The sequence below is a fragment of the Amycolatopsis sp. NPDC098790 genome, from assembly GCF_044759945.1.
Classification (GTDB): Bacteria; Actinomycetota; Actinomycetes; order Mycobacteriales; family Pseudonocardiaceae; genus Amycolatopsis.
This window is the reverse complement of record NZ_JBIWAI010000002.1, coordinates 1,259,800-1,281,865: the sequence shown is the minus strand read 5'-3', so window position 1 is coordinate 1,281,865 and position 22,066 is coordinate 1,259,800. Positions and strand designations below refer to the sequence as shown.

At 72.5% G+C, this 22,066-nt stretch carries 25 protein-coding genes; 13 read left to right on the top strand and 12 right to left on the bottom strand.

Going from position 1 to position 22,066, the window contains the following annotated elements:
* Positions 1-5 precede the first annotated feature (5 nt).
* Positions 6-1,520, bottom strand: coding sequence for a CHAD domain-containing protein (locus ACIQWX_RS19705; RefSeq protein WP_400872649.1), 1,515 nt, complete (start codon positions 1,518-1,520; stop codon positions 6-8).
* Between the two features lie 123 nt (positions 1,521-1,643).
* On the opposite strand from ACIQWX_RS19705, the gene ACIQWX_RS19700 reads away from it, so the two are divergent.
* Both ACIQWX_RS19700 and ACIQWX_RS19695 read left to right on the top strand, forming a co-directional pair.
* Positions 1,644-2,171 carry a hemerythrin domain-containing protein gene (locus ACIQWX_RS19700; RefSeq protein ID WP_400872646.1) on the top strand — a complete coding sequence of 176 codons (528 nt, stop codon included), beginning with the start codon at positions 1,644-1,646 and terminating at the stop codon, positions 2,169-2,171.
* 64 nt (positions 2,172-2,235) lie between these two features.
* Positions 2,236-3,036, top strand: coding sequence for a GAF and ANTAR domain-containing protein (locus tag ACIQWX_RS19695; RefSeq protein WP_400872643.1), 801 nt, complete (start codon positions 2,236-2,238; stop codon positions 3,034-3,036).
* Positions 3,037-3,097: 61 nt separating this feature from the next.
* On the opposite strand, the gene ACIQWX_RS19690 is transcribed toward ACIQWX_RS19695, so the two are convergent.
* The 3 genes from ACIQWX_RS19690 to ACIQWX_RS19680 all read right to left on the bottom strand — a co-directional run bounded on the left by ACIQWX_RS19690 (position 3,098) and on the right by ACIQWX_RS19680 (position 5,015).
* Positions 3,098-3,565, bottom strand: a complete 468-nt coding sequence (locus ACIQWX_RS19690; protein ID WP_400872640.1) for a hypothetical protein — start codon at positions 3,563-3,565, stop codon at positions 3,098-3,100.
* Positions 3,566-3,639: 74 nt separating this feature from the next.
* The gene (locus ACIQWX_RS19685) at positions 3,640-4,473 is read right to left on the bottom strand and encodes an aldo/keto reductase (protein WP_400872638.1); all 834 of its coding nucleotides are present in this window, start codon (positions 4,471-4,473) and stop codon (positions 3,640-3,642) included.
* Positions 4,474-4,553: 80 nt separating this feature from the next.
* Positions 4,554-5,015: an SRPBCC family protein gene (locus ACIQWX_RS19680; RefSeq protein WP_400872635.1), complete on the bottom strand. Its 462-nt coding sequence runs from the start codon at positions 5,013-5,015 to the stop codon at positions 4,554-4,556.
* Between the two features lie 116 nt (positions 5,016-5,131).
* Between ACIQWX_RS19680 and ACIQWX_RS19675 the strand changes: the two genes are divergently transcribed.
* From ACIQWX_RS19675 to ACIQWX_RS19665, 3 genes are read left to right on the top strand one after another with little or no spacing between them, the layout of a single operon-like run.
* Complete coding sequence (locus ACIQWX_RS19675; protein ID WP_400872632.1) at positions 5,132-5,545, top strand: phage holin family protein; 414 nt, start codon at positions 5,132-5,134, stop codon at positions 5,543-5,545.
* Positions 5,542-5,850: a DUF3618 domain-containing protein gene (locus tag ACIQWX_RS19670; protein ID WP_400872629.1), complete on the top strand. Its 309-nt coding sequence runs from the start codon at positions 5,542-5,544 to the stop codon at positions 5,848-5,850. Before ACIQWX_RS19675 ends, ACIQWX_RS19670 begins: the two co-directional genes overlap by 4 nt.
* Positions 5,847-6,110 carry a DUF4235 domain-containing protein gene (locus tag ACIQWX_RS19665; RefSeq protein WP_400872626.1) on the top strand — a complete coding sequence of 88 codons (264 nt, stop codon included), beginning with the start codon at positions 5,847-5,849 and terminating at the stop codon, positions 6,108-6,110. Before ACIQWX_RS19670 ends, ACIQWX_RS19665 begins: the two co-directional genes overlap by 4 nt.
* 41 nt (positions 6,111-6,151) lie before the next feature.
* On the opposite strand, the gene ACIQWX_RS19660 is transcribed toward ACIQWX_RS19665, so the two are convergent.
* Entirely contained in the window at positions 6,152-6,523 is a 372-nt protein-coding gene (locus tag ACIQWX_RS19660; protein WP_400872623.1) for an STAS domain-containing protein, read from the bottom strand.
* Positions 6,524-6,690: 167 nt separating this feature from the next.
* Here ACIQWX_RS19660 and ACIQWX_RS19655 point away from each other — a divergent pair, with 167 nt between their 5' ends.
* Entirely contained in the window at positions 6,691-7,980 is a 1,290-nt protein-coding gene (locus ACIQWX_RS19655) for an NAD(P)/FAD-dependent oxidoreductase (RefSeq protein ID WP_400872620.1), read from the top strand.
* 11 nt (positions 7,981-7,991) lie between these two features.
* Positions 7,992-8,540 carry a hypothetical protein gene (locus tag ACIQWX_RS19650; RefSeq protein WP_400872618.1) on the top strand — a complete coding sequence of 183 codons (549 nt, stop codon included), beginning with the start codon at positions 7,992-7,994 and terminating at the stop codon, positions 8,538-8,540.
* 35 nt (positions 8,541-8,575) lie between these two features.
* Here ACIQWX_RS19650 and ACIQWX_RS19645 read toward each other — a convergent pair whose 3' ends face one another.
* On the bottom strand, positions 8,576-8,770 hold the full coding sequence (locus ACIQWX_RS19645) for a DUF2630 family protein (RefSeq protein WP_400872615.1): 195 nt from the start codon (positions 8,768-8,770) through the stop codon (positions 8,576-8,578).
* A gap of 57 nt (positions 8,771-8,827) precedes the next feature.
* On the opposite strand from ACIQWX_RS19645, the gene ACIQWX_RS19640 reads away from it, so the two are divergent.
* The gene (locus ACIQWX_RS19640; protein ID WP_400872613.1) at positions 8,828-9,814 is read left to right on the top strand and encodes a serine hydrolase domain-containing protein; all 987 of its coding nucleotides are present in this window, start codon (positions 8,828-8,830) and stop codon (positions 9,812-9,814) included.
* 45 nt (positions 9,815-9,859) lie between these two features.
* Here ACIQWX_RS19640 and ACIQWX_RS19635 read toward each other — a convergent pair whose 3' ends face one another.
* Complete coding sequence (locus ACIQWX_RS19635; protein WP_400872611.1) at positions 9,860-10,738, bottom strand: LysR family transcriptional regulator; 879 nt, start codon at positions 10,736-10,738, stop codon at positions 9,860-9,862.
* 82 nt (positions 10,739-10,820) lie between these two features.
* On the opposite strand from ACIQWX_RS19635, the gene ACIQWX_RS19630 reads away from it, so the two are divergent.
* From ACIQWX_RS19630 to ACIQWX_RS19620, 3 genes are read left to right on the top strand one after another with little or no spacing between them, the layout of a single operon-like run.
* Positions 10,821-12,110, top strand: a complete 1,290-nt coding sequence (locus ACIQWX_RS19630; RefSeq protein ID WP_400872609.1) for a diaminopimelate decarboxylase — start codon at positions 10,821-10,823, stop codon at positions 12,108-12,110.
* Between the two features lie 40 nt (positions 12,111-12,150).
* On the top strand, positions 12,151-13,644 hold the full coding sequence (locus ACIQWX_RS19625) for an ArnT family glycosyltransferase (RefSeq protein WP_400872606.1): 1,494 nt from the start codon (positions 12,151-12,153) through the stop codon (positions 13,642-13,644).
* A gap of 26 nt (positions 13,645-13,670) precedes the next feature.
* Positions 13,671-14,855, top strand: a complete 1,185-nt coding sequence (locus ACIQWX_RS19620) for a 4-hydroxybenzoate 3-monooxygenase (protein WP_400872603.1) — start codon at positions 13,671-13,673, stop codon at positions 14,853-14,855.
* Here the strand turns inward: ACIQWX_RS19620 and ACIQWX_RS19615 are convergent.
* Positions 14,852-17,203, bottom strand: a complete 2,352-nt coding sequence (locus tag ACIQWX_RS19615) for an alpha-L-fucosidase (protein WP_400872600.1) — start codon at positions 17,201-17,203, stop codon at positions 14,852-14,854. The genes ACIQWX_RS19620 and ACIQWX_RS19615 overlap by 4 nt on opposite strands.
* 228 nt (positions 17,204-17,431) lie before the next feature.
* Here ACIQWX_RS19615 and ACIQWX_RS19610 point away from each other — a divergent pair, with 228 nt between their 5' ends.
* Together ACIQWX_RS19610 and ACIQWX_RS19605 are read left to right on the top strand one after the other, a co-directional pair.
* A complete protein-coding gene (locus ACIQWX_RS19610; RefSeq protein ID WP_400872597.1) occupies positions 17,432-17,695 on the top strand; it encodes a hypothetical protein in 264 nt (87 codons plus the stop codon).
* Positions 17,696-18,102: 407 nt separating this feature from the next.
* On the top strand, positions 18,103-19,323 hold the full coding sequence (locus ACIQWX_RS19605) for an SGNH/GDSL hydrolase family protein (protein WP_400872594.1): 1,221 nt from the start codon (positions 18,103-18,105) through the stop codon (positions 19,321-19,323).
* On the opposite strand, the gene ACIQWX_RS19600 is transcribed toward ACIQWX_RS19605, so the two are convergent.
* From ACIQWX_RS19600 to ACIQWX_RS19585, 4 genes are read right to left on the bottom strand one after another with little or no spacing between them, the layout of a single operon-like run.
* Positions 19,309-20,583 carry an MFS transporter gene (locus ACIQWX_RS19600; RefSeq protein WP_400872592.1) on the bottom strand — a complete coding sequence of 425 codons (1,275 nt, stop codon included), beginning with the start codon at positions 20,581-20,583 and terminating at the stop codon, positions 19,309-19,311. The genes ACIQWX_RS19605 and ACIQWX_RS19600 overlap by 15 nt on opposite strands.
* Positions 20,580-21,116, bottom strand: coding sequence for a GNAT family N-acetyltransferase (locus ACIQWX_RS19595; RefSeq protein WP_400872589.1), 537 nt, complete (start codon positions 21,114-21,116; stop codon positions 20,580-20,582). The genes ACIQWX_RS19600 and ACIQWX_RS19595 overlap by 4 nt, the downstream gene beginning before the upstream one ends.
* Before the next feature lie 54 nt (positions 21,117-21,170).
* Entirely contained in the window at positions 21,171-21,725 is a 555-nt protein-coding gene (locus ACIQWX_RS19590) for a YbaB/EbfC family nucleoid-associated protein (RefSeq protein ID WP_400872586.1), read from the bottom strand.
* The gene (locus ACIQWX_RS19585; RefSeq protein ID WP_400872583.1) at positions 21,722-22,063 is read right to left on the bottom strand and encodes a type VII secretion target; all 342 of its coding nucleotides are present in this window, start codon (positions 22,061-22,063) and stop codon (positions 21,722-21,724) included. Before ACIQWX_RS19585 ends, ACIQWX_RS19590 begins: the two co-directional genes overlap by 4 nt.
* Positions 22,064-22,066: the final 3 nt, after the last annotated feature.

The window sequence follows — 22,066 nt, the reverse complement described above, 5'->3', positions numbered from 1 at the left end:
GCTGCTCAGAGCCAGCCCGGGCGGTCACCCTTGCGCAGCCGCCGCCACTCCCCCGCGAACCACTCGCGCAGCTCGTCCGCCGCCGCGGCGTCACGCGCGTAGAGCAGACCGAACGTGAAGGTGTTCTGCCCTTCACCGTGCCCGGCGATCGTCAGGTGGTGCAGGACGTCCCGGCCGACCACGGTGTCCTGGTGCTCGCCCAGCGTGCCCTGCACGGCCTTGACGTTCTTGCGCCACGCCCGCAGCTTCTTGCCGTAGACCGGTTTGACGGTGTCGGCGGCGTAGCGGGCCCGCTTGGCCTTCTTGCGGACGTCGTGCAGGGCCGTTTCCCGCTCGTGGCCTTCCTTGCCGCTCGCCACCGCTTCGGCGCGACGCAGCTTCTTCGCCGCCTTGCGGACCGGCTCGCGCAGCGCGGCCTTCGCGGGCTTGCGGGCCTGACGGGTCAGCGGCGGTTCCTCGACGACGGTGTCCAGCGCGCGCAGCAGCTTCAGGTAGCGCTTGCCGGTGAGCGTCGCCATCGCCCGGGTCCGGCCCTCCTCGGCCTCCCGGGCGAAGTAGCGGGTGAGGTACTGGCGCAGCGGCCCGAACACCAGCTCCGACGGGACGTCGTCGAGCCGCTCGCCCAGCCGCTGCTCGGTGACCTCGGTGTCGCGCGCCGGGGCGAGCTGCTGCCCGAGCCACTTCAGCTCGGCCGCGAGCGGCCCGGTCGCGTCCTTGTCCACAATGGACCCGAACGTGCGCAGGGCGCTGCGCAGCTTCCGGGTCGCGACGCGCATCTGGTGCACGGAGTCCTCGACGTCCAGCCGGACCCCGACGTCCGCGCGGCGCAGGGCGGCGTAGTGGTCGCGCAGCGAGGCGAGCACGACGTCGCCCGCCGTCGGCTTCTTGCGGCCGCGCGGCGGCGCCGGGACGCGGTCGCCGATCAGGCGCCGCAGCTTGGACGGCCACGGCGAGGCCGACGCACCGGCTTCGGCCAGGGCCCGGTCGAAGTCGTCGAGCCGGCCGGGGTCGGTCTCGGGTTCGAGTTCGAGTTCGAGCTCGCGCCACTCGTCGAGCCGCGCGCTCTCACCGCCGGCCTCGCCGGTGACGTGGTCGTCGGTGAGCGTCGCGACCGTCCGGCCGTCGCCGTCGGCCAGGCGGTGGGCGAAGCGGTCGGTGCGCAGGTGCGCGATCGGCACCAGCTTCTCCCCCAGCGTGAACGCGCGCACGAGGCGGCGCAGCCGGCCGGGGACCTTGTTCGGGTCGCCGCCCAGCGGCAGCTGGATCTCCTGCCGTTCGTCGGCGGAGACCGGCAGCTTGAGGTGCCAGCCCGCGTCGTGGCCGCCGACGCGCCGTCGCAGCGTGATGCCGCTCCTGGCCAGCCGGAACGTCTCGGTGTCGTAGTAGGACGCGTCGAGGATCTGCTCGACCGGGTCGTCCTGCGTCGCGACACCGGCGACGCCGACGAGCCTCGGCACCCCGCTGCCCGCGACGATCTCGTACTTGCGCTCGCGTTCGGTCACCGACGACGGCGCTGCCATGATCATCCTCCCTTGGAACCGGTTCTTCCGGCGGATACCCGGCCGGCGCCTGCCCGACACGGGATTCGCCGCGCGAGCAGCGGGTATCCCGAACGCGACCCCGAGCCCGGACCAGGAGCGTGCATGAACGGCAGCCAGCCCGCAACCGACCTGACCACCGTCCTCGCCGGCGACCACCGGGAGCTGGACCGCCTGTGCACCGAGCTCGAGCTCGGCCAGGGCAGCCCGGAGAACCGCAAGGACCTCGCCGACCACCTCATCGCGGAGCTGGTCCGCCACGCCGTCGCCGAAGAGTCCTTTCTCGACGGCGAAAGCGCGCTCGGCGAGGCGGACGGCCTGATGCGGCAGCTGGAGGGCGCCGGGCCGCAGGAGACCCGGTTCGAGCGGCTGCTGGGCGGGCTGATCCGCGCCGTCCGGCGGCACGTGCACGACGAGGGCCCGGCGGCGGTGCGCCGGGTCCGGCTCACCTGCTCGCCCGAGCGGCGGGCGGAGCTGGGCAAGGAGGTCCTCGCGGCCCGCGACGCCGCGGCGACGGTGCCGCACCCGGACCTGTCCGACCGCGTGCCGCAGGTCGACCAGCTGTGGCCGGGACCGGGCTTCGTCGACCGGGCGCGGGACGAGCTCCGCCGCGCCGCGGACTCGCCCGGTTGAGCGCCGGGCGGCGCCGGTTTCGGGTTGAATGGGGACCGGCACCCGAAGGAGGACGACGACCGGCATGAGCATCGGTGAAGACGAATGGGCGCGGGAGCGGGCGCGGTTCGGGCAGGACGGCGAGCCGCCCGCCGGCCCGCTGACGCAGCAGTTCGCCGAGCTCACGCGCATGTTGCTCGACGTGACCCCTACGGTGGGGGGCGTCCTGCGGCTCGTCGTCGGCGCCGCGAGCGCGCTCGTCCCGGGCGCCGACCTGGTCAGCGTCACCCTGCGCGAGCCCGACGGCACGTACCACACGCCGGTCGAGACCGACGCCGTCGCGGTGCGGCTGGACCAGGTGCAGTACGACCACGCGGAAGGACCCTGCGTCGAGTCGGCGCGCCCGGACGGCCCGGCCATCGGCTGGTCGCAGAACCTCGCGCAGGACCCGCGGTGGCCGTCGTTCGGCCCGGCCGCGGCCGGCTTCGGCTACCACTCGGTCTTGGCGACGGCGTTGCTGCCGGACGCCCTCCCACCCCGCCGCTCGGGCGCGCTCAACATCTACTCGAGCCGGCCGGAGGCGTTCGACAGCCGTTCGATCGACCTGGCGCTCTTGCTGGCGACGCACGCGTCGCTGGCACTGGCGCACACCGAAGCCGTCGTGGCGGCCGACCTGGAGCGGGAGCACCTGCACCGGGCGGTGGAGAGCCGGGACGTGATCGGCCAGGCGAAGGGGATCTTGATGCAGCGGCGCGGCATCACCGCCGACGAGGCGTTCGACGTGCTGCGGCGCGCGTCCCAAGACCTGAACGTCAAGCTGGCCGACCTGGCGGTGGCGCTCGCCACCCGGCACACCGAGGTCGACCTCCCGGTCGCCGACCGCTGAACCCCGGACACGACGAAGGGCGGAGCTTTCACGTGAAAGCTCCGCCCTTCGGAGTTGCGCGTTACTGGGCCGAGTACGGGGACCGGTTCTCAATCGACGGGCTGGCCGCCGGGTAGCGGCCGTCCTGGCCCGGCACCGGGGTGACCGTCGCCTGCGGCTCGGGTCCCGTGGGCTGCTGGCGGCCGCCGCGCTGGACCACCGCCTCCACCTCCTGCTCGCCGCGGATGCGGGCGAGCACCGCGAGGGTGATCGCGTGGGCGATCGCGAGGATCAGCAGCAGCACGCCGAGCCGCCCGACGACGCCCGGGAGGTCGCTGCCGCCCATGTCGATCGTGGAGATCAGCGCCAGCACGCCCAGCGTGGCCAGGTGGAACAGGACGGTGACCAGGCGGGTCATCGAAGCGCCGGCCGCCGGGTCGCCGTAGGAGTTCTCCAGGTAGCGGCGGCCGCTGCGGTAGATGATCTGCCCGTCGATCAGGACCAGCGCAACGCCGATCGCGAGGAACGACAGGTACGCGTTCGTGGTCATGCCGGGACGCTCCTTCTCCTGGGGGGACCTCTTCGGGTGAAGTACCCGGCCGGTCGCGGAGGGAAACGCCGCGGTCACCCCGTGAAGGTGTCGGGGTCCGGTCCGGTGCGGTGCCCGTCGTCGAGCTTGCCGATCGCCGTCATGTCCTCGTCGTCGAGCTCGAAGCCGAAGACGTCGATGTTCTGCCGGATCCGCTCCGGCGACGACGACTTGGGGAAGACGATGTTCCCGAGCTGGATGTGCCAGCGCAGCACCACCTGCGCGGCCGTCCGGCCGTGCTTTTCGGCCAGGTCCCGCAGGACCGGGTCTTCGAGGACCTCCGCCTGCGCCAACGGGCTCCACGCTTCGGTCGCGATGCCGTGTTCCCGGTGGTACGCACGCAGTTCGGCCTGCTGCAGCGCCGGGTGCAGCTCGATCTGGTTGACCGCGGGCACGGTCCCGGTCTCCTCGGCGAGCCGGTCGAGGTGGGCGGGCTGGAAGTTCGAGACGCCGATCGCGCGGGCCTTGCCCGCCCGCAGGATGTCCTCGAAGCCCTGCCACGTGCGGACGTAGTTGTCCTTGTGCGGCAACGGCCAGTGGACGAGGTAGAGGTCGACGTAGTCGAAGCCGAGGCGCCGCAAACTGCCTTCGAGCGCGGTGATCGCGTTGTCGTGCCCGTGCGCGTCGTTCGCCAGCTTCGTCGTGACGAACACGTCTTCGCGCGCGAGCCCGGACTCCGCGACGCCGACGCCGACACCCGCTTCGTTGCGGTACATCTGCGCCGTGTCGATGTGGCGGTAACCCGCTTCCAGTGCGGTTCGCACGGCCTGGGCGGTGTCCTCCGGCGGGATCTGGAACACGCCGAACCCGAACTGCGGGATCCGCACGTCGTCGCCCAGGTCCACGGCCGGAACGTCGGTGGTCGTCATGCCTGCGGCCTACCCGGGGGTTCCGGGCGCAAAACACGGCGGGACGGTAGCCGCCCCGCCGTGTCACCCGATCGTGTGATCTACGTCCCCGGGCGGTCCACGTCGCCGCGCCACGCGCCGGACTCGCGGCCGCGGCGCTCGATGAACTCCTTGAAGCGGTTCATGTCGCCCTTCACCCGGCGGTCGAGCACGCCGAGCTTGTCCGCCACGTTCTCGGCGAAGCCCTCGGGGTCGATGTCCATCTGCGCCGTGACCCGGGTGTGCGAGTCGTCGAGCCGGTGGAACGTGATCACCCCGGCGTGGTCGGGACCGGAGTCCGACGTCCAGGCGACCCGCTCGTCGGGGTGCTGTTCGGTGATCGTCGCGTCGAATTCGCGCGTCACGCCACCGAACCGCGTCACCCAGTGGGTGTGGGTGGCGTCCACCTGGCGGATCTCTTCGACGCCCTCCATGAACTGCGGGAACTCCTCGAACTGCGTCCACTGGTTGTACGCGGTCGAAACGGGGACCTCCACGTCCACGCTTTCGGTGATCGTGCCCATGCACTCCTCCTCGTCGGTGGTGTGCGAATCGGCTACCCGGTGCCGCACCGGTCAAACCCGGCGTGGTTGACCCCGCGCGCCCCCGGGTACACGGCGGCCAGGCAAGGAGGTGTTCCGTGATCGAAGAAGTGAACAAGAAGCCGGCGGCCGACCGCTCGGTCGGAGAGCTGGTGACGGACCTGACCGACGAGGTCAAGCGGCTCGTCCGGGACGAGATGCGGCTCGCGGTGTTCGAACTGCAGCGCAAGGGCAAGAAGATGGGCGTGGGCGCCGGGCTGTTCGGCGCGGCGGGCCTGTTCGCGTTGTTCGGCGCGGGCACGCTGGTCGCGGCCGCCGTGCTGGCGCTGGCACTCGTCGTGCCGGGCTGGCTGGCCGCGGTGATCGTCGCCGTCGCGTTGTTCCTGGTCGCCGGGATCGCCGCGCTGGTGGGCAAGAAGGAAGTCACCCAGGGCGTGCCGCCGGTGCCCGAAGAAGCCATCAGCGGGGTCCGCGAAGACGTGGACACCGTGAAACAGGGAGTGCACTCATGAGCGGGGACTTCCCGAAGAACGCCGAAGAGGCGCGGCTCGACCGGGACACCACCCGGGAAGAGCTGGCCGAGACGCTGGAAGCGCTCGGGCAGAAGCTCGACGTGAAGACCAGGGTCAAGGAAGGCGTCGACGAGAAGCTGTACCAGGCGACCGCGAAGGTCGCCGACGTGACGAACGAGCCGACCGCGGTCAAGTTCCGCCAGGGCGCGGACGCCGTCCGGAGCAACCCGCTGCCGGTCTTCGCCGGCGTGCTGGGCCTGGTGATCCTGATCCGGCTGATCCTGCGACGGAGGAACGACTCGTGAACAAGGTCCTGTACAAGCCGCTGAGCTGGATCGTCGGCGCCCTCGGGGGTGTCCTCGCCGGCCAGGCGTTCAAGCAGGTCTGGAAGCGCGTGGCAGGCGAAGAGGACGCGCCCGACGCCACCGACCGCGACTACACCTGGCAGCAGGTGATCATCGCGGCGGCGGTGCAGGGCGCGATCTTCGCCGCCGTCAAGGCCGCCACCGAACGCGCGAGCGCGATCGGGTACGAGAAGGCGACCGGCGACTGGCCGGACGACTGATCATCCACAGTGGACGGCGGGAGGCGTGACCGCCGCGGCGGTCACGCCTCCCGGCCGGGCTCGGGAACCGGCGTCAGGTCCGCGATCGCGGCACCGACCCCGGGGTGGATCTCCAGCAGCAGGTCCGCGCCGGTGGCCTCCAACGAGCGGGTGACCGCGTGGCCGCCGACGACGACGGCGACCCGGGTCCGGGCGTGCGCGTCGAGCAGCGACCGGACGCCGGCGCAGCTGAGGAACGCGACGCGGGTCAGGTCGACGACCAGCCGCTCGCCGGTGGCGAGCGCTTCGTCGAGGGTGCCGACGGTGGCGGCGTCGATGTCACCCACCAGCGTGACGACACGGACCCCGCCGGGTCGTACGGTGCTGGTGAAGGTCAAGCCGGACGGCTCGTCGATCGTGCGAAAACAGTACATGGCGCTCCCTATCGCAGCGTGCAGGGGCGCTGACCGGAGCACGTGAGTCTGAACAACAGCCAACACCCCGACCGTACGCGTCCAGGCCCACAGGTCAACCCCGCGGGTTTCCGCGTCCCGACCTCGGGTAACCGGCGGAGACCGACATCCGCCCCGGAAGGAGACCCATGCGTGTCGTGATCGTCGGCGGCGGGTTCGCCGGCTACCACGCGGCCAAGAGCCTGCGGAAGACCGCCGGCGAAGACGTCGAAGTCGTCGTGCTGAACCCGACGGACTACTTCCTCTACCTGCCGTTGCTGCCCGAAGTGGCGGCCGGGATCCTCGACCCGCGGCGGGTGACGGTGTCGATCCCCGAGACGCTGCCGGGTGTGCGGCTCGTGCTCGGCAAGGCGACCGGCGTCGACTTCGAAGCGCGCGAGGTCTGCTACACCGACCCGGAGGACCGGGATCACCGGATCGGGTACGACCGGGTCGTGCTCGCGGCGGGCAGCGTCAACAAGCTGTTGCCGATCCCGGGTGTCCCGGAGTGCGCGCACGGCTTCCGCGGCGTGCCCGAAGCGCTCTACCTGCGCGACCACATCACGCGGCAGATCGAGCTCGCCGCGGCGGCCGAAGACCCCGCCGAACGCGACGCGCGCTGCACGTTCGTGGTGGTCGGCGCGGGCTACACCGGCACCGAGGTCGCCGCGCAGGGCCCCGCGTTCACCGAAGCCCTGGCCCGGCGCCACCCCGAGCTGGCCGGGCAGAAGATCCGCTGGCTGCTGCTCGACGTCGCCGAGCGCGTGCTGCCCGAGCTCGGCAAGCGGCTCGGCCGGACCGCCGACGAGGTGCTGCGCGCCCGCGGGGTCGAGGTGCTGATGAAGACCTCCGTCGACCACGCCGACGCCAAGGGCGTCACGCTGACCAACGGTGATCCCGTGCCGACCCACACGCTCGTCTGGTGCGTGGGCGTGCGGCCGGACCCGCTGGTCGCCGACCTCGGGCTGGAGACCGCCAAGGGCAGGCTCGTGGTCACCGAGCAGCTCACCGTGCCCGGCCACGACGACGTCTTCGCCTGCGGCGACGCGGCCGCGGTGCCCGACCTCACCCGCCCCGGCCAGTACACCGCGATGACCGCGCAGCACGCCGAGCGGCAGGGCAAGCTCGCCGGGCGCAACGTCGCGGCGTCGCTGGGCTACGGCCGCACCGGCACCTACCGCCACCACGACCTCGGCTTCGTCGTCGACCTCGGGGCCGGCGCCGCCGCGGCGAACCCGTTGCACATCCCGCTGTCCGGGCTCCCGGCGAAGGCCGTCACGCGCGCCTACCACCTCATGGCGATGCCCGGGAACCGCGTGCGCACGGCGGTCGACTGGGCCCTCGACCGGCTGACCGGCCGCCAGACCGTCCAACTGGGACTCGTCCGGTCCGGCTCGGTGCCGCTCGACACCGACTCCCCCGAACTCCCCCGGCGCTGAAAGGACTTCCCATGGCCGCCGAACCCGCTCGTTCCGAAGGCCCGTCCGTCGTGACCGCGGGCGACCCGTCCGGGCCGAAGATCATCGTGCTCGACCCGGCCGGCGCCGCGCGGCACGACGAGCTGCCCGCGACCTGGCGCCCGCTGGCCGAGAAACGCGGGATCTTCTGGTGCCGGGTGCCCGCCGGCGGCGCCCTGACCGAGGCCGACGACCTCGTGGGCGACCACGGTCCCGGTGATCCCGAGATCGCCGTCGTCGCGAGCGGTCCGTTCGCGGCCGAAGCCCTCCAGCTGGTGGAACGCCACCCGGGCGGCGCCGCGCACCTGTTGCTGGTCGACCCGGCGTCGGACGCGTTCCTGCCCGCCGGTGACGCCGCGAAGGCGAACGAAGAATGGCTGGCCGAGCACGACGACGTCGTGGCGAAGCTGCGCGAAGCGGGCACAGAGGTGCGGCTGATCGCCTCGACGACCGGGGGCCCGGAGGACCGCGTGCCCCCGCCGTTGCCGCTCGGTCACCCGGACGTGGTGGCGGCGGTGCGATCGGCGCTCGGCGACGGTTAGCCCGGGCGCGCGGGCTACGTCCGAGCGCCGCGGCGTCAGTCGTCGTCGAAAACGGAGAGCGCCTGGCGGCGGTGCAGCAGGTCGACCGCCGCGTCGAGCTGGTGTTCGAGGTCCTTGAGCCGTAGCCGCTCGTCCGGGGTCAGCCCGCCGTGGTGGAGGGCGCCCTTGCGCAGCCGGTGCTCCTCGTCGATCAGGTCGGCGATGCGGTCGGTGATTTCGTGGCCTGCCATGGGAAGTTCCCCTCCTGTCCGTCCGCGAGCATACGCCGCGCGGGTAGCCTCGCCCGGGTGATCGACGTCGCCCAGCTGGTGCGCGCCCGTGGCGCTCGGGCGAGCCTGTGCGTCCTGCGCGACGGCCGGGTGCTGCTCGACATCGGCCCGCCGGACGCGCTGTACTGGATCTTCTCGGCGAGCAAGCCGTTCGTCGCGCTGCTGGTGCACGAGCTGGCGGTGCGGTCCGCGGTGGACCTGGACGCGCCGGTGGCCCGCTACTGGCCGGAGTTCGCCGGCGGCGGCAAGGGTGCGGTGACGATCCGCCAGGTGCTGCGGCACCGTTCGGGCTTCGCGACGGCCCGCGGGTTCGCCGGCGACGCGCTCACGATGACCGATTGGCCCCGCGCGGTCCGGGCGATCGAGCGCGCCCCGCTGCGCTGGGCGCCCGGCTCGGTCCCGGCGTACCAGCCGATCGTGTTCGGGCACATCCTGGGCGAGCTGGTCCGCCGGGTGACCGGCACGTCTGTGGAGTCGCTGCTCGCCTCGGAGTTCCTGGGTCCGCTGGGGCTGGCCGACACGTACCTCGGTCTGCCGTCCCCGCTGTGGCCCCGGCACGTCCCGGTCCGCGGCTACGGGCTGGGCGGCCCGGTGACGGCCCGGGTGGTGAACCGCCGCGCGGTCCGCCGTGCGGTGATCCCGGCGGCGGGCATCTCGACGACGGCCCGCGACCTGGCCCGGTTCTACCAGGCACTGCTGGACGGGTTCGCCGGACCGGCGGTGGCGGAGGCCCGCCGTCCGTCGGGCGACGCGGTGGTCGACCGGACGATCGGCACCCGCATCCGCTGGGCTCAAGGGTTCCAGCTGGGCGGCATCGGCCGTCCGATGGGGACGACGAGCGCCCGCGAGACGTTCGGGCACAACGGGAGCAACTGCTGCATAGCGTGGGCGGACCCGGGCCGGCGGCTGGTGTTCGCGTACTTGACGGACCGCCTGGTGTCCGGCCACAGCGCGGCGGCACACCTGGGCGAAGTGGCGGACGCGGTCCTGCGGGCCTGCGACTGAGCACAGCTCGTGGGTGAGAAACAGTGTTCTAGCCCTGTTTCTCACTCACGAGCGGCGGGCCAGGTCGATGAACCCCCGCACCACGGGCGCCACCGCGCCGGCCCGCCAAGCCAGGCCCAGGTCGATCACCGGCACCGGGTCCTCCAACCGCCGCAACACCACTCCGCGGCGCTTCAGCCCGCGCGCCCGGTGTTCCGGGACCGCCGCGATGCCCGCTCCCTCCGCGACCGCGCGCACCAATTGCTCGTCCTCCGGTTCCTCCCGCACGATCGGCGGCACCCCGGCCGGCCACACCTGCGCGCTGATCGCGTCGTACTGCCCCGGCCCGTTCTCACGCGGCCAGAACACCACCGGCTCCGCCGCCAGCCACGCCCGCCGCAACCGTCCGCGGCGGCGGGCCAGCGCGTGCCCCGACGGTACCGCGATCAGCACCTCCTCCGAGCCGACCACCGCCACCTCGACGCCCGGGGCGACCACCGGCGGCCGCACGAAGCCCACGTCGATCTCGCCGGCGGCCAGCCGTGCCAGGTTCAAGCTCGTCCAGCCCGTCTCCAGCGCCAGCTCCACCTGCGGGAACGCCGCCCGGTACGCCGCCACCAGGTCGCCGGCCAGCGGGCCCGGCGCCGACCGCGTATAGGCGATCCGGAGCCGTCCCGCGTCGCCGCGGCCGGCCGCCGCGATCACGCCGCGGGCGCGGTCCAGGCGCGAAAGCAGCTCCCGCGCCTCCGCCGCCGCCACCCGGCCCGCCTCCGTCAGCGCGAACCGCGGTCCCGAGCGGTCCAGCAGCGCCACTCCCAGCTCCGCCTCGAACGCCCGGATCTGCTGGCTCAGCGACGGCTGTGACACGAACAGCCGCGCCGCCGCGCGCGTGAAGTGCATCTCCTCGGCGAGCACGGCGAAGTAGTGCCAACGGCGCAGGTCCACCCAGTCACTATAGGACCGGCCTATAGATCGAGAGGGACGAAGTCTTGGACCGGCCGCCGCGCCGAGCCCAAGACTGGAAGACGTGAACCGCACCGATCGCAAGGCCCACGCCCTCGCCGCCGCCGCGGACCGGCGCCTCCTGGACCCGCTGGCCGGGTTCGTCGACCTCGCCGGGATCCGCGAAGCCGTCGAGGACCTGACCAAGGCGTTCGCGCCGCTCGGCCGCGTCCAGCACACCGTCGCCGCCAAGGCGTGCGGCCTCGCGCCCGTCCTGCGCTACCTCGCCGACCTCGGGGTCGACGCCGAGGTCGCGAGCCCCGGCGAGACGGCGGTCGCCGAAGCCGCCGGCCTGCGCGGCGCCCGGCTCGTCCTCGACTCCCCCGCCAAGACACGCGCCGAACTCGCGCACGCGCTGGCCGAAGGCACCGCGATCAACGCCGACAACTTCCAGGAACTGGCCCGGCTGGACGACCTGGTCGACCGCCCGCGCTCGCTGCTCGGCCTGCGGATCAACCCCCAGGTCGGCGCCGGCCGGATCGGCGACACCAGCACCGCGACGACGACGTCGAAATTCGGCATTCCCCTGCGGGACAACCGAACCGCCATCGTCAAAGCCTTCGCGCGGCGGCCCTGGCTGACCCGGCTGCACGTCCACGTCGGCTCGCAGGGCTGCCCACCGGAGCTGATGGCCGACGGCGTCGCCGCCGTGCACGAACTCGCCGAAGAGATCAACGCCGAACGCCGCCAGGTCACCAGCATCGACCTCGGCGGCGGCCTCCCCGTGAACTTCGCCTCCGAGGACCCCGGCCCGACGTACGCCGACTACGTCTCGACGCTGCTGGCGAAGGTCCCCGCCCTCGCCGACGGGCGCTACACCTTCGTCACCGAGTTCGGCCGGTCCCTGCTCGCGAAGAACGGCTTCCTCGTCAGCACCGTCGAGTACACGAAGGTCGCCGGCGGCCGGCCCATCGCCGTTACGCACGCGGGCGCGCAGGTCGCCGCGCGCACGGTCCTCCAGCCGGAGCACTGGCCGCTGCGCCTCACCGCCCTCGATCCCCGGGGCCGCCCGAAGACCGGACCCGAAGTGCCGCAGGACATCGCAGGTCCGTTGTGCTTCGCTGGCGACCTCCTGGCGAAGGAGCGTCCGTTGCCGCTGCTCGAACCCGGCGACCTCGTCGTCGCCCACGACACCGGCGCCTACTACTTCGGCGCGCACTACGCCTACAACACGCTGCCGCGCCCGGCCGTCCACGGCTTCACCGTGTCCGCGCGAGGACACGTCGAATTCACGCCGATCCGCCGCGCGCAGTCCCTCACCGAGCTGGTCGCGGACGCGGGTGCCGAATACGTCGGAGCGCTCCCCGAGGCGTGATCACCGGCGTACGATCCGGGCACGCCGAGGGGAGACTGCCATGGGGGCCGGTCGCGACCTGCCGCGGTTCGCCGCGCTGCCAGTGGGGATCGTCGTCGCCGCGCAGGCGGTGATCCTGACCGCGCTGTCCGGCCGCTACGGCTTCCACCGCGACGAGCTGTACTTCGTCGCGGCGGGCCACCGCCTCGACTGGGGCTACGTCGACAACCCGCCGGTCACGCCGTGGCTCGCCCGCGCGTCGACGGCGTTGTTCGGCGAGACGCCGTCCGGTCTGCGCGTGGTCGCGACGCTGCTCGGCATGGCGACCGTCGTGGTCGTCGCGCTGATCGTGCGCGAGTTCGGCGGGGGCCGCGGCGCGCAGCTGTTCACCGCGGTCGCGACGGCGCTCTCGGCGTACGTCCTGGTCGTGTCGCACATGCTGGCGACGAACTCCGCGGATGTCCTCCTGTGGTCGCTGATCGCCCTGTTCGGCCTGAAGCTCCTGCGCACCGGCGACGGCCGCTGGTGGCTCGCCATCGGCGCCGCCGCCGGGCTCGGGATGGCGAACAAGTGGCTCGTCCTGCTCCTGCTGTCCGGGCTGGGCATCGGCGTGGCCGTCGCCGGTCCGCGCGCGGTGCTGCGGACCTGGTGGCTCGCCGCCGGCATCGGGGTCGCCGTGGTCCTGGCCGCGCCGGTGGTGGTCTGGCAGGCGGCGCACGGCTGGCCGATGCTCACCGTCGCCGGCGGGATCAGCGACGACGACGGCGGCGAGAACCGCGCGTTGTTCGTGCCGATGCAGCTGGTGTACCTGTCCCCCGTGCTGGTGCCCGTGTGGATCGCCGGGCTCGTGCGGCCGTGGCGCGACCCCGCTCTGCGCTGGGCGCGCGCGCTCGCGATCGCCTACCCGGTCGTCTGCGCCGAACTCCTGGTCCTGGGCGGGAAACCGTACTACTCGGTGCCGTTGCTGCTGCCGCTGGTGGCGCTCGGCGCCGAGCCGGCGTTGCGGTGGCTGGGCCGTGGTGCCGTGCCGCGGCGGGTGCTCACCGGCGCCGCGGCCGTGGTGTGCGCGGTCGTGTCCGTCCTCACCGGACTCCCGGTGGTGCCGGCGTCGGCGCTGAACGGCCCGTTGCTGGCGGTCAACAAGGAACCCGGCGAGCAGGTCGGCTGGCCGGGGTTCGCCGAATCCGTCGCCGGCGCCTGGGAGAAGATCCCGGCCACCGAGCGGGACACCGCGGTGATCGTCGCCGGGAACTACGGCGAGGCGGGCGCGCTCGAGCACTACGGGCCCGCACTCGGGCTGCCCCAGCCGTATTCGCCGCACATGTCCTACGCCGACTGGGGTCCGCCGCCGGACCGGCTGGTCGGCCCGGTCCTGCTCGTCGGCGGTTTCGACCGCGGGTCGCCCGCGTCGCGGCTGATCACCGGGTGCCGCCCGGTGGCCAAGTACCACACCGCCGGAGGTGTCGACAACGACGAGAACGGCACCTCGTTTTCGTTGTGCACGCTGACCGAGCCGTGGTCGACCGCCTGGCCGAAACTGCGGCAGTTCTACTGAGTCCGGTTCGCGCTACCCTCGGGCGCATGGTGGCGACGCGCACGGCGGTGGCCGTGGTGGGGGCGGGTCCGGCCGGGCTCACGGTGGCGAACCTCCTGCGGCGCGCGGGGATCCCCTGCGTGCTGCTGGAAACCGGGAGCCGGGCGTTCATCGAGCAGCGGCCGCGGGCCGGGTTCATCGAGGAGTGGGCCGTCCGCGGGCTCGAACAGCGGGGGCTCGGCGAGCAGCTCGTCGCGAAGGCACCGCGGCACGAAGAGTTCGAGTTCCGGTTCGCCGGGCGGCGGCATCCCTTCCGCTACGGCGACGTCACCGGGCAGCGGCATTTCGTGTACCCGCAACAGCTTCTGGTGACCGACCTCGTCGCGCAGTACACCGACGCGGGCGGCGAGGCCGTCTTCGAGGTCTCCGACGTCCGGCTGCACGACCTGGCATCGGACTCCCCCGCCGTCACGTTCCGGACCGCGGACGGGGAGCACCGGATCGAGTGCGACTTCGTCGCCGGCTGTGACGGCGCCCGCGGCGTCACGCAGGGGTACCTGCCGCCGGAAACCACCGTGAAGTCCCACCACGACTACGGAATCGGCTGGCTGGCCCTGCTCGCGGAGGCGCCCCCGTCCGCCGACGGCGTCCTGTTCGGCATCCACCCGCGCGGGTTCGGCGCGCACATGGCCCGCACGCCGGAGGTGACGCGGTTCTACCTCCAGACGGCGGCGGGCGAGACCGAGGCGGACTGGCCCGACGAGCGCGTCTGGACGGAGCTGAAGGCGCGGCTCGCGGTGCCGGACGGGCCGGTCACCGAGGGGAAGCTGATCGAAAAGCGGATCCTCGACATGCACAACTACGTCGTGGAGCCGATGGCGCACGGCCGGCTGCACCTGGCGGGCGAGTCGGCGCACCTGGTCGCGCCGATCGCGGCGAAGGGCATGAACCTGGCGCTGCACGACGCGTTCCTGCTGGCCGAGGCGTACGAGGCGCACTACGCGGGCGACCCCACGCGGCTGGCCGGCTACTCCGACGCGTGCCTGCCGCTGGTGTGGCAGTACCAGGAGTTCTCCCAGTGGCTGTCGGACATCTTCCACCACACCGCGGCCACGGGCGACAACCCGTTCCAAGCGCGCATCGCGGAGGCCCGGATGCGCCGCCTGCTGGGTTCGCCCGCGGCCGCGGCGGCGTTCGCGGAGCTGTACATCGGCAAGAACGCCGACCTCTAGCTCCAGGCGATCTTGAACACCCACGCGTAGCGGCCGGCCTGCCGGGCCGCGGCCGGGACGTCGATCACCAGCGAGCCGTTTTCGACGGTCCAGTGCAGGTTCCCGCGGTAGCCCAGCAGCGTCACGCGGTCGCCGGCGCGGATCGGGACCGGCGCGTCGACCACCAGCCTGCTGCCCGGCGCAGCCAGTGAGTGCACGTAGAAGGCCTCGTTCTGCTTGACCGTGAACCGCAGGTCGCCGAGCTGGGCCATGCGCGACCAGTACGTCGTGCCGTAGATGGCTTCGCCGTTGACCTTCAGCCACGCACCCGCGTCGCGCAGGTGCTTCTGCATGACGTCCGGGATCGTGCCGTCGAAGTCCGGGCCGATGTCGAGCAGGAAGTTGCCGTTCTTCGACACGATGTCGACGAGCGTCCGGACGACCTCCTCCGCCGTCATGTACCGGTCGTCGGGGGTCGCGCGGTTGTAGCCGTAGGAGAACGGGTCGAGGCCGCGGCTCGCCTCCCACTTCGCGACCACGGTGTTCGGGTACGTCGTGTACTCCGGCGTGGTGAAGTCGTGGTCGGGGATGCCGCCGCGGTCGTTGTAGGTGACGTCCTTGGGGCGCTTGCGGTTCTTGGCGTGGTTGAAGTACTCGGTGATCGTGGTCCGCGTGTCGTTGACGCCGCCGATGTCGAACCACAGGACGTCCGGGTCGAACCCGGAGATCAGCTCGAGCACCTGCGGAGTCTGGTAGTCGCGGACGAAGTCCTTGCCCGCGGTGTAGCCGGTGTAGGGCAGCGGCGCGCCGGTGTACGGGTTGCGCGGCGCGTGGCCCATCCACGGGTTGTCCGGGTTGAACCATTCGGGCAGCGAGAAGTACAGGCCGTTGCGCAGCTGGGGCGTGTACTTCCGGGACGCCGTGAACAGTTCGCCGATGATGTTCCGGCGAGGGCCGAGCTTGACGGAGTTGCGGTCGCTGACCTTGGTGTCCCACAACGCGAAGCCGTCGTGGTGCTTGGACGTCAGGACGTAGTACTCGGCGCCCGCGTCCGCGATCAGGTCGAGCCACGTGCGGGGGTTGAACTTCGCGGCGGTGAACAGCGGGATGAAGTCGTCGTAGGCGAAGTCCTCGCCGTACTTTTCGCGGTGGTAGGCGTAGGTCGCGCCGTTCGGGTCCTGCTGGTTCTGCCAGTACCACTCGGCGTACTGCTGCCCGACCGGCGCCCACGCGGGCACGGCGTACACGCCCCAGTGGATGAAGATGCCGAACTTGCTGTCGGTGAACCAGTAGGGCGCCCGGTGCGTCGACAGCGACGCGTCGGCCGGCCGGAAGTCCGGAATCCCGAGGGTGATCGGCACCTGCTGGGTGGCGAGGGTGCCGCGGCCGGCCGTGACGCGGACCTGGCCGTTCGTGGTGGTCCCCGGCGGCACGGACGCGTTCGGGGCGATCCCGAGCCGGACGGTGGCCTGCTCCCCCGGCGCCAGCGCGCGGATGGCCGCCGGCACGGTCGTCCGGCCGCCGGGGACGTCGACGGTGACGGCGACCTTGTCCCCGGCGCCGAGCCACACGGTGCCGGCGTTGACGATGGTCGCCTCGGCGGCCTGCGGACCGCCGTCGGACAAGAGGTTCGCCGTCGAGCGGCTGTCCAGGACCAGCGCCGAGCGGCCGACGGCCACCGGCTGCAGGGTGAGGGCGAAGACGTGCAGGCTGGAGACGTTCGGCGCGGGGTTCGCCGTGGTGGGCAGGGTCAGGGCGACGGCTTCGCGAGCCGGGTCGACCCAGACCTGGCCGGTGGCCAGGGAAACCGGGTTGTTGTCGACGACCCCGCCGGGTGCGTACCGGAAGGGCGAGACCAGCGCGCCGGTGCCGGTGTACCAGTCGGGGCCGGAGAGGGAACCGGTGCTCGTGCTGCCGTCGGCGTAGTGCACGGTGGCGGTGCCCCCGGTCGTGCCGTAGCTGGCGGCGACCAGGAAGTACGCGACGAAGTAGCGACCTTTCGGCAGGTCGATCCGCTGGCCGGTGGCGGCGATGTTGTTCTTCGCGCCGACGGCCGCGGGCCCGAGCGTGAACGGGACGCCGCCGACGGTGCTCGTCCGCCCGGCGGGCAGCTGTTCGGCGGGGAAGGTGTAGCCGGAGCCGTCGAAGTCGCCGCCGGTGGCCGAAGCGCTGTCGATGCCGTCGTTGGTGAACCAGGCATCGAGCGCGACGGGCACGGGCGGCGGGGGCGGGACGATCGGCGTGCCGGGGCGGTCCGGAGCGGCGTCCACGGGTACCGCGGCACCGGCGGGGGTGCGGCCGGCCGCGCTGAGGGCCACGGCGCCACCGAGCGCGATGCCGAGGGCTTGCCGGCGGGGGAAGGTCGTCACTGAACCTCCAGGGATCGGATGACTACGGCGGAAGGACGACAGAGTTCGGCCTTTGGTGGCCGTTCGGTCGTTGGCGGGGCTGATTCATCCGATGCCTGACCTTGCTCGCTGGGCCAGTCGGGTGTCAAGAGGCGATCGAAGTGAACCTCGCTCGAGCTCGGTTCGTGGTCCTCAGTACGAGCTGCAGCTCTCGTCGTCACACCAGCCGCGCACCGAAAGGCCAGACCGATGTCCACCCCACAGAACGCGCTGAGCCGCCGCGCGATCACCATCCTCAAGGCGGTCCGCGACGGGCGCGCCGAGCTCCGCTGCAGCTGTGAACCCGACCTCCGCGTGGACGGGTTGTCGTGCTGCGACCAGAACACCGCCCACGACCTCGCCCGCGCCGGGCTGATCCGCGCGATCGGAACGCCGTCGCCGGGCCAGTGGGCGCCGGCCCAGCTGACCGACGCCGGCCACCACGCGCTCGGCGGCTTTTCCGCCGCCGCCTGAGCGAAGCCGCCGGCGGGCTTCGAACGTAGTGAATGACTCATTCCTGTCGCCTGGCGACAGGAATGAGTCATTCACGTCGTTTGGCGTCCTGGTTGGAATCCCGCCGCCTCGCGAAAAACCTCGGGAACCGCGTGAACCGGTCCGGGCCGGGGACCGTGCTCTGGGTGAGGGCGTCTCGCACACGCCCTCCGGGGTCGCCACGACGCAACGATCCGGGCCAGCCTCCGCCCGATCGGGACCGGGCACTCCGGCGAGCGGCCGTCGCGGCAACGGCCACCTCGCGCGGGCCCGTCCGGCATCCCCAGAATCCCGGACGGGCCCGCCCCCGGCCGCTGTCCGGGATCTTGTCCGGTTCGCTCACCTGATCAGCGGTCCCTGGCCCGGAGCAGCCGCGCCACTGTGAGTTCATGCGACGCTTCCTGGCCGTGAGCGCGGCAGTCCTGGCGGGGTTCGGCATCCTCACGACGTCCGGCAGCGCGAAACCGGAAAGCGCTGTCCCGACCGTCACCGAGCACGCCGTCAACGGGTGGGTCGGCACCTGGGCCGCCGCGCCCGCGGCCGCCGTCGCCAACACCCCGGACGGCTACCCCGGCTTCTCGATCCGCAACGTCGTGCACTCCAGTGCCGGCGGCAGCCGCACACGCGTCCACCTCTCGAACGCCTTCGGCGCCTCCCCCGTGACCTTCGGGCACGTCACCATCGCCGTGCAGGCCACCGGACCCGACGCCGTGCCCGGCACCCTGCGCTCGCTGACCTTCGGCGGCGCGCCGAGCGTCGTCGTCCCCGCCGGCGCCGAAGCGCTCAGCGATCCGGTGAACCTGCGGGTTCCCGCGGACGCCAACCTGCTCGTCACGACGTACGTGCCCACGAAGTCCGGCCCGGTGACCTACCACCCGGCCGCGTCGCAGACGTCGTACTTCACCCGCGCCGGCGACTTCGCCGGCAGCGAGGCCGGCGCGCCCTACACCGAGCAGACTTCCGTCTGGCACTACGTTTCCGGCGTCGACGTCCAAGGCAGCGCCGACGCTTCGATCGTGACGCTCGGCGACTCGATCACCGACGGCGTCGGCTCGGTCGCCGGAGCCAACCACCGCTGGCCGGACTACCTCGCCGACCGGCTCCACGGCCGCTTCGGCGTCCTCAACGCCGGCATCAGCGCCAACCGGCTGCTGCTCGACGTCCCCGGCTCCGGCGCCGGCCAGAACGCGCTGTCCCGCTTCGACCGCGACGTGCTGAGCGTCGGCGGCGTCCGGACGCTCATCGTGCTGGAGGGCATCAACGACATCCAGCAGGACCCGCACCAGACCGACCCCAACGCGATCACCTCGGCCTACCGCCAGCTGGTGACGCAGGCGCACGCCCGCGGCATCCGCGTCCTCGGCGGCACGCTCACGCCGTTCAAGGGCTGGCGCGTCTACGACGAAACCCTCGAAGCCACCCGCACCGCGGTGAACACGTTCATCCGCACCAGCGGGGTCTTCGACGGCGTCGTCGACTTCGACGCCGCCGTCCGCGACCCGGCCGACCCGCTGCGGATGCTGCCGGCCTACGACTCCGGCGACCACCTGCACCCGGGCGACGCGGGCTACGAGCGGATGGCCGCCGCGGTCCGGCTAGACCGGCTGTGAGCGCGGGATGAACAGCACCGCCACCAAACTGAGCAGCGCCACCGCCACCAGGTAGAGCGACACCGAAAGCGAAGTCCCGGTGGACGTCTGCAGCGCCGTCGCGATCAGCGGTGCGAACCCGCCGCCGAGCACCGCGCCGACGGCGTAGGAGAACGACGCGCCGCTGTAGCGGTACCGCGGCTCGAACAGCTCCGCGAACAACGCCGACTGCGGCCCGTAGGTCGCGCCCAGCCCGATGTTCAGCACCACCACGGCCACGATCAGCCAGACCGCGGCCTTGGTGTCCACCAGGAGGAAGAACGGGATCGGCCAGACGACGAGCAGGATCGACCCCGCCAGGTACACCGGTTTGCGGCCGACGCTGTCCGACCACGCCGCCGTGACCAGGATGCTCACCAGCCACGTCACGCTGCCGACGATGACCACGACCAGCAGCGTGGTGCGGTCGATTTTCAGCACGGACGTGCCGTAGGACAGCAGGTACGCCAGGAAGATGTAGCCGATCGCGGTGTTGGCGATGAAGCTGCCCGACGCCACGAGCACCGCCCGCGGCCGTTCCCGGAAGACGTCGACCATCGGACGGCGGCTGCGCGCGTCCGACTCCCGCAGCCGCGCGAACACCGGGCTCTCCTCGATCCGCAGCCGGATCACCAGGCCGACGCCGACGAGCACGATGCTCGCCAGGAACGGCACCCGCCAGCCCCAGGACGCGAACTGCGCGTCGGTCAGCGACCGGCCGAGGATGAAGAACAGCAGCTGCGCCAGGATGAGCCCGGCCGGGACGCCGATCTGCGAGAACGACCCGTACCGGCCGCGCCGGCCTTCCGGCGCGTGCTCGACCGCCATCAGCGCCGCGCCGCCCCACTCGCCGCCCGCGCTCAGCCCCTGCAGCAGCCGCAGGACGAGCAGCAGGATCGGGGCCCAGACGCCGATCGCGGAGTACGTCGGCAGCAGGCCGACGCCGACCGTGGCGAAGCCCATCAGCAGCAGCGACAGCACCAGCATCGCCTTGCGGCCCACGCGGTCGCCGAAGTGGCCCCACAGGATCCCGCCGACCGGGCGGGCCAGGAACCCGACGCCCAGCGTCGCGAACGCGGCGAGCGTGCCGGACGCGGGGGAGAGCGTCGTGAAGAAGAGCTTGCCGAACACGAGCGCCGTCGCCGTGCTGTAGATGAAGTAGTCGTACCACTCGATGGTGGTCCCGATCGCGCTGGCTACGGCGACCCGCCGCAGCTGTCGTGCCGCGACCGGGGTGCTCACGAGCCGGCCAGCGCGGGGACGAGGTCTTCGGCGAGCAGGTCCATCAGCAGCCCGTCGTGCCAGCTGCCGTCCGGACCGCGTTCGTACGCGCGCATCCGGCCGACCGGCTGGAAGCCCAGCGACTGGTACAGCTGGATGGCGGACTTGTTGTCCGCCGCGGGGTCGATCACCAGCCGGTGGTGCCCGCGCACGGTGAAGAGGTGCTCGGCCAGCGTCCGGATCGCGTCCGTGCCGAGGCCGCGGCCCTGCCAGTCCGGGTGGACCGCGATGTCGATCCCGGCGTGCCGGTACTGCGGATCGGCTTCCTCGAAGGCCAGTTCGATGCCCACGACGACGTCATCGTGCTCGATGGCGTACGTCGTGGTGCCTTCGTCGGGGTCGAGCAGGTAGGACACTTGGGTGGCCACCGGCTCTTCGGCGTCCGCCCACCAGCGGGCGATGTCCGGGTGCGACAGGATCTCCTCGAACCGGGCGGCGTCCGCGGCTGCGGCGGGGCGCAGGCGGACGCGGCTTCCGGGGATCAGGCCGGTCATCGAATCAGTGTCGACCCCGGAAGCCCTCCTGTCGAGCGGTCTCGCCGCCCGGCGTCACCAGGGGTTGTTGTCCTGCTCGTCCGGATCGGCCCCGGTCCCGCGGCGCGGCGGCGTCGCCGGGCCCGCCGAGGGCGGCGGCGTCGCGGCGCCACCGGACGGCGACGGCGGGGAGGGCGGCGGCTCGGCGGCCGGCGGCTCGTCGGGCTCGTCCGGGTCGGGGAACCGGCCGCGGAGGTTGTCCAGCAGCAGCGTCCTGGTCTCGCGGTCCTCGTCGCCGAGCTGCTCGGACATCACCCCGGCCACCTTCTCGGCGATGCCGGACTGCGCCCGCCGCATGGTGGTCAGGATGGCCCGGGACAGCTCGTCCAGGGGGAACGACTTGACCTTGTTGCTGAACGTCAGGTCGGTGACCGTGCCGTCGGCGCCGACGGTGACGCTGACCGCGCCGTCGCTGCTGGTCGCCGTCAGCCGCAGCCGCTCGGTCTCCTCCTGCGCCGCCTGGTAGCGCTGCGCCTTGGCCGCGAACCCGGCCGCCCAGTCGTCCATCCGGCGGATCGCCTCGTCCGGGTCCCGGATCAGGTCGCCGATGCCGTTGTTCGGAGAGGTCACGCCTGCCTCGATTCCGCCGTGCGCGGCGACGCGGCGAGCTGCCGCTCGAACGGCTGGGCGTTGGCCTCTTCGCCGTCGCGGTAGGACTGCGCCGCCGTCTTGACGTTGTCGGCGAGCCCGCGGACGCCCTCGGACGACGCGGTGAGCGCTTCCTTCGCCTTCTCCCCCGTCGGCCGGATGATCGGCGGCAGGAACGCGCACAGCAGCCCGTAGGCGTGGTCCGACATCGCCGAGTCGGCCGCGGCCGCCGCCGTGTCGAGCCGGTCCACCAGGCTCTCGACGTGGCTCGCGTGCGCGACCAGCTCGTCCGGTTCGACCTCGAAGCCCGCGGCCGTCATGCG